Here is a 10,671-nt window from a genome sequence, read left to right as displayed (position 1 = left end):
TTAGTACCGCTGCGTATTTATCCGAGCGAAAGCGTGCCCTGACAGGAACCTTGCAGAACCGCGGGCCGTACAGAAAGACAGGGCAGGGAAGACGGGGGCAGGCGGAACCATAAGGCCAACGGCACAGAAAACTTGAAGACTGCTGGACTGCAATGAAATAATCTTTTTAAATAAATTATTTTATATTCTCTTATTATTGCAGAATTGATAACAATATGGTAAAGTAAAGACAAGCATAATTTTCTAATAATCCAGGCTCAGGCCATCTATTTTCTATTTCTATTCAGAAACTCTATGCTTACAATCCATTTTAAACAAGCAGGGGTTGCTGAACAGAGGATGTATATGTCCTGTTCTTTCAGACAGTTTCCTGCGCACAATTTTAGAAAGGAGACGTCTATGGAAGAAAATTATTCTATAGAAGGAAATGAACTGCACGTGGTGAGGAACCACAAGGATACAGTTTTTCGTATGCTGTACAATGATAAGGAAAAACTCTTGGAGTTATACAATGCACTTAACGGAACCGCATATGAAAATACCGACGATATGGAGATCTGTACACTGGAAAACGCAATTTATATGGGATTTAAGAATGATGTTTCATTCCTGTTTGATTCGGAAATGAATTTATACGAGCATCAGTCCTCTTTTAACCCTAATATGCCGCTTCGGGATCTCCTTTATATTGCCAGGCAGCTGGAAAAGTATGTAGTCGGAAAGACACTCTATTCCAGTAATCTGGTACAAATCCCCGTTCCCCGCTTCGTGGTATTCTATAATGGGACGCAGGAGCAGCCGGAAAGCAGGCTGTTAAAGCTGTCCGATGCGTTTGAAAAGGAGGTAACCTCCCCCGAACTGGAGGTTACGGTGACAATGCTTAACATCAATCTCGGGAATAACCGAGAACTGATGGAAAAATGCAGAACTCTCAGGGAATACTGCCTGTTTGTGGAATGCATCCGAAAATATGCGGCAGAGATGGATATTGCGGAAGCCGTAGACCGGGCGGTGACGGAATGTATACGTAATGATATACTGGCGGACTTTTTATCCGCGCAGAGGGCGGAGGTGATTGCGGTGTCGATATTTGAATACAATGAAGAAGAAGAATTGAAAAAAATCCGTGCCGATGAATATAGTATAGGAGTAGAAGCCGGGAGAGCGGAAGGAAAGGCAGAAGGGACAGCCGAGGCCATTCTGGAACTTCTGGAGGATTTGGACGTTATACCTGCTGCCTTACGCAAACGGATTCTCTCAGAAACTAATCTTACCCTCCTGAAAAAATGGCATAAGGAAGCCGCCAGAGCCGGTACTCTCCCGGAATTTATAGAGAAAGCGGAGCTTTCAGGGGATATTTAACTACTCCTCTAAGTCTGATACGGACAAATCCTTGCATACCTGTTTTAAAGGTAATGCAAGGATTTGTAATTACAGACTTCTGTTACCTTTTAGCAGGCAGGGGACATACTGCCTATCGGTTTTCCTTTCAAAGCAGATAATCCACAATAAGGATGTCCCATCACGGGCTGATTATCAGATCGTTGCCTGAACCAATGTCTTATGGTTTCCCGCCGCCAATTCCTTTACTTTTTCCATATCCAGTCCAAGGCCGGCTGTCATGCGGCGTCCATACTCTTCATCCGCCCAGTAACAATGTACCGCATGGCGGTATTTGATATTTTCTGTCACGCCTTCCATATTTTCCACCGTATTCTCAATCAGCAAATCCCGCTTATCCGGTTCCATTACCCGCCAGAGATCACCGCCGGCACGGAAGCAGTCATCCGTTGGATCGTCCTGGGGATCATATGCATACAGCGCGCCTTCCAGATTCAGCGGCGGTTCCATAACGTCAGGCTGCGCCGCCCATTCGCCCTGGCTGTTAGGTGAATACGCCGGTGCTCCGCCGTAATTGCCGTCGGTGCGCATCAAACCGTCACGGTGATAATCGTGTACCTCCACTTTGGCGCGGTTCACCGGTATCTGATTATAATTGACTCCCAGACGGTATCTCTGTGCATCGCCGTAAACAAACAGCCTGCCCTGAAGGAATTTATCGGGAGAAAAGCCAATTCCGGGAACTACATGCGCCGGTGTAAATGCGGCCTGCTCCACCTCCGCAAAATAATTTTCCGGATTCCGGTTAAGCTCCAGCACCCCCACTTCATGAAGGGGATATTCCGCATGACGCCATATTTTGGTAATATCAAAAGGATTTTCATAATGGTTCCTGGCCTGTTCCTCCGTCATGATCTGAACATACATCGTCCAGCGGGGATAATCTCCCTTTTCTATGGCCATGAACAAATCTCTGCCGTGGCTTTCTCTGTCTTTGGCAATCAGTGCCTCCGCCTCCGCATTGGTCAGATTCTTAATTCCCTGCTGTGTCTTGAAATGGAACTTACACCATACCCTTTCATTCTTCTGGTTATAGAAAGCAAAGGTATGCTCTCCGAAAAAGTGCATGTTGCGGAATGTTGCAGGAATTCCCCTGTCGGACATAACAATGGTGGTCTGATGGAACGTTTCCGGCAAAAGAGTCCAGAAATCCCAATTATTCTGTGCGGAACGCATTCCCGTCCGGGGATCGCGTTTTACGGCCCGGTTCAAATCCGGGAAATTATGTACATCCCGCAGGAAAAATGTAGGGGTATTATTTCCCACCAGGTCCCAGTTGCCTTCTTCGGTATAAAATTTAACCGCAACCCCTCTGATATCACGCTCGGCATCGGCAGCGCCCCGTTCGCCCGCCACGGTGGAAAACCGGATGAAAAGGTCTGTTGTCGCCCCTTTCTGCAGGACCTTGGCTTTCGTCCACTGAGAGATATCATGGGTACAGGTAAATGTACCGTATGCGCCCCACCCCTTGGCATGCATACGTCTTTCCGGAATGACCTCTCTGTCAAAATGAGCCAGTTTTTCCAGCAGCCAGACATCCTGAAGTGCTACAGGCCCCCTTGGGCCGGATGTCAGGGAATGCTCGTTTTCCGATACGGGTGCCCCAACCTCATTGGTCAGTTTCTTGTTCTCCATAAAATACCTTCCTTTCTTAATCAGTAATAATTATCAATATCATTATAATATCATACATCACAAAGTAAAACAAGATATTTTACATATTAATTATGCAAATTGCTTTCTGGTTTTATTTTGTCATATTATTTTTCATACAACATGCTAAATATTTTAATAATTCTTTTTATCATTCTGTTATATTCGTTTATTCAGTTAAAAATGATGTTATAAGCCTCCTGCAAAAAGCTTGACTTTGACGCAGCGTAATAGTGTAGGGTATTCTTGTGGTTCGAACCCAATACTAAATTACGAATCGAGGTACTGATTATGAATATAAAAGCAATCCGTTCCGACGCAATCTACCGCAGAATGGCAGGCGCGTCAAAGGAGGAAAAAGATAATATTTACCGTTATGAATTAATGGAGCCCTTTGCATTCAAGTGGAATTGTATGGGGATCCCGCTGAAAGCGGAGAAGGAAGGCGGCTGTGATGTTATCTCTGCAGGCATTATGAGCGGCGGCTATTCTCCTTCTCAGATTACGGAGGCCCGCCTTCCCGAAATCGAAAGGATCAGCGATGATGCCTTCTGGGAAAGCTGTGAAAACAGCATACAAACTTCCCTTTCCGGCTTTGAACAACATGGAATTAAGCTGCCTGTGCAGGATTATATTTTTACCGTCCTATTGAACGATCCGGAAAATCCCATGTCAAAAATGACCGGTGACTACTGCGGGGACGGCGGCATCCCCGGTTACCTTACAGGTACCATTATCCCTGCTGAACACGCGATGCAAATGCTGCCGGTGGCATTGGCCCACGAGACAAACCATAATGTCAGATGGCAGTTCATGCAGTGGAGCCCCTCCATTACTCTGGCTGATATGCTGGTATCCGAAGGCCTTGCCGAAAACTTTGCAGCAAGTCTTTACGGAGAAGATAAGATTGGAATATGGGTAAAAAACACCTCTGCGGAAACGCTGAGGACTGTAATTAAGCCTGCCATAAAAGCGCATTTACAGGAAAATGATTTCCAGCTCCTTTCCTCCTATCTGTACGGCGATGACATCATGGCCATGCGAGGCGGCACTCCTGTGGGAATGCCCTACTGTGCCGGCTATGCATGCGGATATGCCTTAATCCGCCATTTTCTTGAAAAGACGGGCAAAAATCTTTACGAAGCGACTATCCTGCCGACCGAAGATATCCTGAAAGAAACAGAAGATTTTTGGAATTAAACCGTTATGCCAGGACTGCCGTCATTAAAATAGGTTCAAATAACAAAAACAGAAAAGGAAGCGGGGTAAAACGAATCGCCCCTCTTCCTTCCCTGTAAAATTTTTCTATCAGCTATCATCGGCTTTTTACTTTTTCAAAATCTTCCGCCGTTTATAACATAATAAGCCGAAAATTCACTGTTGACACCTGTAAATCCGGTAAAATTCCCTCACCTGGTTATCCAGCGTCTTCAGAGCCTCTTCTTCCCCATCCTCCCTGCCGTTATATTTGCTCAGCAGGAAAAAAATCGGCGTATAAAAATTCATGGCTGCAGCCACAGGATCCGCTTTCACAAAAATCCCCTGGTTCATCATTTCACCAAATAACTCCGCCTGATACATAATGCTGTCCTCCATAAAAATCTGGCGGAATATCTCATAAACCTCTGAATTCTGATACTGCTCCATATTCGCCATACGCCAGAACCGGGACATAAAATCATCTTTCAGATAAAAAAGAAAGATGTTCCGGCTTAAGGCGAGCAGATCTTCCAGGGACAGCGCCCCATAGGCCTGTGCCGATTTCACATAATCCTCTTCCTCCGGCAGCTTCATACGCTCCGCCAGCCGGCTCATGCGCTGTTTCATCTCCAGGACTATCGTATCGAAAATCTCCTGTTTGCTGCCGAAATGTTTATACAGGGAGCTGTCCTTAATCCCTACCTCATCCGCGATATTTTTAACACTCGTCCCCTTAAATCCTTTTATGGAAAATAGGTTAAGCGCTTCCTGAACTATTCTCTCTTTCGTCGTCATGCCCAAGCCTCTTTCTCTCCATTCTCATTGCCGGCAGTGATACACCCCCCTGCCGGAAACATGGCTGCCGCCTTATCCCGCAGCTTCTTCACCTGCTCTTCCTGCTCAAAAAGCACACAGCCGCCGTTATGCTCCTGCATCAGATTCCCGCTGCTTCGCAGCAGCAAAAACAAGGGAGACTGCAGGGCTTCCTTCAGGGAAATATTTGCAAGACTCGTATCCGAATAAGGGGAAAACGGACACGGTTCCGCTCCTCCCGTCGGATTGATATGGAAAAACCCTCTTCCGGCCGCCAGACAGCCGCCTGAGCTTTTCTCGTCTCCCGGGAAAGAAAGGAATAACAGCTCTTTCTGCGTTTCCCTTAGCTGACGAAGCCTGTCTTCTATGTATACTCTGTCCTTTTCATCCGGCGCGAGATCGGCGGAGCTGCGATCTGCAGGTACATACTCCACATAAACAAGCGCTCTGCAGCCAGCCAGAAACAAAGCTTCTGTGAATTCCCGGGACAGCACCTCCTGCATATTTTGCTTCTGTACGGTAACCGACGCCCCGAATAAAATACCGTTTTCCTGCAGTTCCTGCATGGTCTGCCGCAGCTTCTGATATGTTCCCTTTCCCCTCCGCGCATCGGTTGTATCTTTCTCTCCTTCCATGCTCAGTATGGGAATCAGATTCCTGTTTTCACAGAGCAGCTTCCGGAAGTCTGCATCTATCATGGTTCCGTTGGTAAAAACAGGGAAAAGAATTTTCTTCTGTCCTGCAGCCGCTTCCAGTACATCCCGGCGCATAAAGGGTTCTCCCCCCGCCAGCAGAATAAATCCAATTCCCAGCTCAGCTGCCTGTTCAAAAATATTCCCCCACTGTCCTGCCGTCAGATTCTCCCGGACTGCGCCGTCAAAGCAGCTGTGATTGGCTCTGGCATAGCACCCCTTACAATGAAGATTACACTGCTGCGTAATACTGGCAATCAGGAACGGTGGTATATGTTCCCCGCGCTCTTCCGCCTCCTTCCTCAGCCTGCCGGCCTCCAGGCTCTCTTTTGCATATTGCATCAGAAAAAAACTTTCCTTCGGATTTCCGGCAGATGCTTTCAGAATTCCCTTTACTATATTGGCCACACCTCTGCTTAAATAGGACTCCAGATTATATTCCTTCATATTTTACACATCCCTTCTAGCTAGTGAATACTAGCTTCTTTCATAATAGCTAGTATTCACTAGCCTGTCAAGTAAAATATATACATTAAGCAAAAGCTATTTTTCTTTTTTAGCTAGGTACCTTGACATTTTAATTGCAAAGTGATAAGTTATAGTTCACAAGGTACCTAGCATTATAAGAAAGGAGAGCAAAACTATGGAACAAACATACCCTGTTTACGAAAAAAACAGCAGCCGTGACCTCATCGGCCGCAAAACCGGATGGATTGGGCTTGTCGGGAACCTGCTGCTGGTTCTGATAAAACTTATCGCCGGGTATTTCAGCCAAAGTATAGCTATTACGGCGGATGCCCTGAACAATCTTACTGACTGCTGTTCTTCCCTTTTAACCATAACAGGCTTCACCCTGGCGGCAAGGGAAAAAGACCGCACTCACCCTTACGGCCACGGACGCATGGAATATATCTGCGGATTTCTGATTTCCATCCTCATCCTGTTGACCGCCGTCTCCGTGGGGAAATCCTCCCTGAACCGGCTTCTTCACCCAATGAATGTCCTCGTCTCGCCATCCATAATACTGCCGTTAATCATAGGTATCCTTCTCAAGCTTGCCATGGCCTGGTATGTAAACCGGCTGAATAAATCGGCTGATTCTGCCGCACTGAGGGCCGTCTGCAACGACAATCTTTCCGATTCCCTGGTAACCTCGGTAACTCTGGCCGGAATCCTGCTGATCCCTTTTACCAGCATTCCTCTTGACGGCATTCTCGGAATCGTTGTAGCCTTTTCTATCCTGTGGTCAGGCTTTACTTCCTTCAAAGAAAATCTCGTACTTCTTCTCGGAAAAGGAGTCACTCCGGAAACAGAACGGAAAATCCGGCAGCTTCTCTCCGAATACACTCTTTTTGAAGAGGTGGAAGACATCAACCTGCATGATTACGGTCCGGAAGAAAAACTGGCCTTCATCAAAGTAAGGTTCCGGGAATCCCCCCGTTCCGCGGAAGCATCTGCCATTCAGAATACGGTAATAAAACGGCTGAAAGACGAACTTCAGCTGGATGCCACGCTTTATCCTGATATGACATCTGACAGTATCCCGATGGATGCATCTGCTCCCTGAGCTTTTCCATATAATTAAATTAAAATAAGACAGAGACGGAAAATAGCTGTCTTCCGTCTCTGCCTGCTGCAGTCGCAAAATGAACAGCGCATCCGTCTGGCTCGCTGTTCACTTGCATAAACAGTATTTATGGCCTGGTTTCCATAATTTTACCTGCGGCCATGGAGAATACGTTACTGAAGTATTCTTCCTCACCCATATCAGAACTGTAGTATTCATCCACATAATCCAGAACAATATTCGCCGCCTCTTCATCCATAATTTCAGCGGCGTCACCGCCGGACACATACCATGTCATATAATAGTCACCATATTCCTGGAATACCAGCAGGAAGTGATTTTCATCAGTAAAAAGCTTATCATATAGATCACCTGCAAACGTATCCATCTCTTCATCCGAAGGCTCTGTATTGCCATTGATATTATCTGTAAGATAAAGATACGGTTTTACACCAGTTTTCTTAAAGAAAGCCTCCATTCCGGCATTCAGTACATCAGCCTGCTTAATCCACCCCATCTTGTCGGTAAAGTACTCTGCCACGGTAGGTACCGCAGCCTCTGAAGACTGATCGTCTGACTCCGTTTCCGCCTTCTGCTGTATAGGCGGCGGCGCCTGTTCCTGTACATTCTGCTGCTCGCGGGTTCCACTAGGAGCCGATTTCCGGCCGCCCGAAGAAACAATCACCACAACAGCAATTCCTATCACAAACAAAATCAGGAAAGGCGTGAGACAGCCTCCAAGACATCCCATGGAACGGGCAGGTCTTACGCCGCCATAACCAGAACCGTTACGAAACCACCTTTCCCTCGGTGGTCTGGGCGGTCTAGATACCCTTGGCGGCGGTCCGGGCGGCGGCGATGAATATCCTCCGGGCGGCGGATTTCCTCCAGGTGGCGGCGGTGGGTATCCGCCATTATTCCAGCCATTATACTGAGGCGGTCTGTTATAAGGAGACTGGCCGGGCGGCGGGGCCGCCCCCCACTTACGGCTTTCACGCCCGTAAGATGACGTATTCCCCGAAGAGAAACCGGAAGAACTCCTGCTGCTCCCTGACGCTGTGCTGCTCCCTGACGCTGTGCTGCTCCCTGACGATATACGGCTGCTTCCTGCTCCCGACCGGCCGCTTCCGCCTGATGACGAACGGCTGCTGTTCCCTGATGAATATCGGTTCCCCGATGAAGAACCGCTGTTTCCTGAAGCCGGACGGCTGCTCCCCGATGAGGAACTGCTGCCGGAAGATATTCGTGTCGTTCTCCCTCCGCTGATCCGACCGCCCCCTGAAGAACGGCCTCCTGAAGAAGGGCTTCCTCCTGAAGAGGAACTGCTTCCGGATGAGGAACCTCCTCCGGATGAAGAACCTCCCGTTCTGCGGCTTCCGCCGCCGCTGTTTCTACCCATAAATCCCTCCTGCATTTCTCTTTATTATCATACAAACACTTCATTTTCCTGATATTTTGCCCGCGCATGCGTATTATGTACTCATATCCGTTATCTTTATTATATCACAATAACACTGATACCTTTAACATTATTATAATCAATTTCTCATGTCAAGTAAGAAAAAATGGCAAACCCGAATCCTCCCTGTCCCAAACCATCATGAAACAAAAGGCACAAAATCAAAAATCTGTGCCGCCTTTATCCCGGATAATTGAAAAGAATTTCCCCATATAGTATACTGTACCCATCTCAAATCCATTAAAAAGAATTTCTGCCCCGCTGCTTTCCAGTTATTGTTCCCCGGCTCGATTTCCCACAGTCCTCATAGGTCCCAAAGTACAGTAACAACTTTTATTTTATCCAGAAGTTAGTTTCTTCTAATCCCCAATTCAAATAAGGAGGCTCTGCCATGACCTTAAAAGAGAAATACACACAATTTGATAAAACAGCGCCCTTACGCACCGCCAGGCTGACGCATGGCAGCTTTACATACCGATACTACAAAAACAATCAAAGCCCATCCGGAAACATCACCCTTGTATTTCTGGCCGGCGGAACCGGGATCGGCGACAGTTTATTCTACCTGTATGATTCCCTGCTTCCCAAATACAGCCTTATAACCTTCAATTATCCCATGGATTTCCCCACAAATGCTTCCCTTTGCGATGCCATGGCTGAACTGTTCGAACAAATCGGCGCCCGGAATATCTACCTGATCGGACAGTCCTATGGAGGACTCCTGGCGCAGATCACCGCAAAACGCCATCCTGAAATCATAAAGGGAATGGTTCTGTCAGGTACCTGTTCCCTGTCCAACGATATTGATTATGAAGGAATGCAGAATATTGTAACCATGATTAACCCGGATAAAATAAAGAAAAATATCAGAATGGATAAATACCTCCCCATGTTTCTCCTATTCCCTCTCTTCAAACTGATGTGCAGACGAACCATCGCAGAGAAACAATCGGCTGAAATCGCCGGCGCTGTTTTTGACATTCTGAAAAAAGACTTCTCCAATGACTATCTTGTCCATATGGATACCCTCCTGGGAGATCTGACCACCGAATTCGGAACCCATAAACCGGAAGACTTCGAACCCTTCCGCAAAGAAGTCCTGCTTTTCTTTTCCCAGGAAGACCATATATTCTGTGACAGCCTGAAGGATGCGCTGATCCGCCTGATGCCGGAGCCCGCCGTCATCCCCGGCCTCAAAGGCGGACACCTCGCAATGCTGCTGAGCCGTGAAACATATCTATCCGCCCTGGAGAAGTTTCTGACAGAAAGAAATCCATAGAACAGGAGTCCCCTATGAAAATACCGGTCAGAGAACAAAAACAGCCGCGCCAATACATCGTAAAAGCGCTGTTCGAACTGCTTGAACACAAAAACTATCACGACATCACAATAAGCCGCCTTGCACAGAAGGCCAATATCAGCCGCAGGACTTTCTACCGCTGCTTCCAGACAAAAGATGATGTGATGAAATATACCTCAGCCCTGCTCATGGATGAATTTGCTGATACCCTGCTTAAAAACCATGCGGCCGATCTGAAAGGCATCGCGCAGTCATATTTCGAATTCTGGGAAAACTATATTGATATCCTCCTCCTTCTGAAAAAACAGCACCTGCTGTATTTCCTCGAGGATGATATGCCTGCCCTCATCCGCGATACTGCGGTAAAAATAAAACATATCCCCCCGGAATATGAACGGATAACGCCTTCTGCCGATCTGGAAAAATACAGGTATCTTTTTCAATTCCGACTGGCCGGTTTCTGGCGGCTCACACTCATCTGGTGCGAAGAAAATCCCCGGAAAACACCGGAACAAATGGGAATACTGATGGAAGAAATCGTATATGAAAACGGAAACAGCTGAAATAAAAACCTTGCCATCACGTG

At 47.0% G+C, this 10,671-nt stretch carries 10 protein-coding genes; 5 read left to right on the top strand and 5 right to left on the bottom strand.

All coding sequences use genetic code 11. The annotated features are described in order from the left end of the window. Nucleotides 1–399 precede the first annotated feature (399 nt). Nucleotides 400–1,362 carry an RpnC/YadD family protein gene (locus BLA28_RS12965; protein WP_069159059.1) on the top strand — a complete coding sequence of 321 codons (963 nt, stop codon included), beginning with the start codon at nucleotides 400–402 and terminating at the stop codon, nucleotides 1,360–1,362. A 174-nt stretch (nucleotides 1,363–1,536) separates the two neighbouring features. On the opposite strand, the gene BLA28_RS12960 is transcribed toward BLA28_RS12965, so the two are convergent. Next, complete coding sequence (locus BLA28_RS12960) at nucleotides 1,537–3,036, bottom strand: catalase (RefSeq protein ID WP_069153909.1); 1,500 nt, start codon at nucleotides 3,034–3,036, stop codon at nucleotides 1,537–1,539. 309 nt (nucleotides 3,037–3,345) lie between these two features. On the opposite strand from BLA28_RS12960, the gene BLA28_RS12955 reads away from it, so the two are divergent. Continuing rightward, nucleotides 3,346–4,254 (top strand): DUF2268 domain-containing protein, encoded by a 909-nt coding sequence (locus BLA28_RS12955; RefSeq protein WP_069159058.1) that lies wholly within the window; start codon nucleotides 3,346–3,348, stop codon nucleotides 4,252–4,254. A gap of 174 nt (nucleotides 4,255–4,428) precedes the next feature. On the opposite strand, the gene BLA28_RS12950 is transcribed toward BLA28_RS12955, so the two are convergent. Both BLA28_RS12950 and BLA28_RS12945 read right to left on the bottom strand, forming a co-directional pair. After that, nucleotides 4,429–5,049, bottom strand: a complete 621-nt coding sequence (locus BLA28_RS12950; RefSeq protein WP_069159057.1) for a TetR/AcrR family transcriptional regulator — start codon at nucleotides 5,047–5,049, stop codon at nucleotides 4,429–4,431. Then, the gene (locus tag BLA28_RS12945; protein ID WP_069159056.1) at nucleotides 5,046–6,206 is read right to left on the bottom strand and encodes a radical SAM protein; all 1,161 of its coding nucleotides are present in this window, start codon (nucleotides 6,204–6,206) and stop codon (nucleotides 5,046–5,048) included. The genes BLA28_RS12950 and BLA28_RS12945 overlap by 4 nt, the downstream gene beginning before the upstream one ends. Nucleotides 6,207–6,402: 196 nt before the next feature. Here BLA28_RS12945 and BLA28_RS12940 point away from each other — a divergent pair, with 196 nt between their 5' ends. Further along, a complete protein-coding gene (locus BLA28_RS12940; RefSeq protein ID WP_069159055.1) occupies nucleotides 6,403–7,326 on the top strand; it encodes a cation diffusion facilitator family transporter in 924 nt (307 codons plus the stop codon). A 127-nt stretch (nucleotides 7,327–7,453) separates the two neighbouring features. Here BLA28_RS12940 and BLA28_RS33760 read toward each other — a convergent pair whose 3' ends face one another. Then, nucleotides 7,454–8,077: a hypothetical protein gene (locus BLA28_RS33760; RefSeq protein WP_069159054.1), complete on the bottom strand. Its 624-nt coding sequence runs from the start codon at nucleotides 8,075–8,077 to the stop codon at nucleotides 7,454–7,456. A gap of 14 nt (nucleotides 8,078–8,091) precedes the next feature. Continuing rightward, entirely contained in the window at nucleotides 8,092–8,760 is a 669-nt protein-coding gene (locus tag BLA28_RS33755; protein ID WP_169897247.1) for a hypothetical protein, read from the bottom strand. A 416-nt stretch (nucleotides 8,761–9,176) separates the two neighbouring features. Between BLA28_RS33755 and BLA28_RS12925 the strand changes: the two genes are divergently transcribed. Together BLA28_RS12925 and BLA28_RS12920 are read left to right on the top strand one after the other, a co-directional pair. After that, entirely contained in the window at nucleotides 9,177–10,064 is an 888-nt protein-coding gene (locus BLA28_RS12925; protein WP_069159052.1) for an alpha/beta fold hydrolase, read from the top strand. Nucleotides 10,065–10,078: 14 nt separating this feature from the next. Further along, nucleotides 10,079–10,648, top strand: a complete 570-nt coding sequence (locus tag BLA28_RS12920; protein WP_069159051.1) for a TetR/AcrR family transcriptional regulator — start codon at nucleotides 10,079–10,081, stop codon at nucleotides 10,646–10,648. The last annotated feature ends 23 nt before the right edge of the window (nucleotides 10,649–10,671 follow it).

Source organism: Eisenbergiella tayi, from assembly GCF_001881565.1.
GTDB lineage: Bacteria > Bacillota > Clostridia > Lachnospirales > Lachnospiraceae > Eisenbergiella > Eisenbergiella tayi.
The sequence above is the reverse complement of the archived record's forward strand: the minus strand, read 5'-3'. Positions and strand labels throughout refer to the sequence as shown.

Bases quoted from the DNA above. Each gene is read 5' to 3' on its own strand.
- BLA28_RS12965 (WP_069159059.1), top strand. From the start codon at position 400: ATGGAAGAAAATTATTCTATAGAAGGAAATGAACTGCACGTGGTGAGG.
- BLA28_RS12960 (WP_069153909.1), bottom strand. From the start codon at position 3,036: ATGGAGAACAAGAAACTGACCAATGAGGTTGGGGCACCCGTATCGGAA.
- BLA28_RS12955 (WP_069159058.1), top strand. From the start codon at position 3,346: ATGAATATAAAAGCAATCCGTTCCGACGCAATCTACCGCAGAATGGCA.
- BLA28_RS12950 (WP_069159057.1), bottom strand. From the start codon at position 5,049: ATGACGACGAAAGAGAGAATAGTTCAGGAAGCGCTTAACCTATTTTCC.
- BLA28_RS12945 (WP_069159056.1), bottom strand. From the start codon at position 6,206: ATGAAGGAATATAATCTGGAGTCCTATTTAAGCAGAGGTGTGGCCAAT.
- BLA28_RS12940 (WP_069159055.1), top strand. From the start codon at position 6,403: ATGGAACAAACATACCCTGTTTACGAAAAAAACAGCAGCCGTGACCTC.
- BLA28_RS33760 (WP_069159054.1), bottom strand. From the start codon at position 8,077: ATGGGATGTCTTGGAGGCTGTCTCACGCCTTTCCTGATTTTGTTTGTG.
- BLA28_RS12925 (WP_069159052.1), top strand. From the start codon at position 9,177: ATGACCTTAAAAGAGAAATACACACAATTTGATAAAACAGCGCCCTTA.
- BLA28_RS12920 (WP_069159051.1), top strand. From the start codon at position 10,079: ATGAAAATACCGGTCAGAGAACAAAAACAGCCGCGCCAATACATCGTA.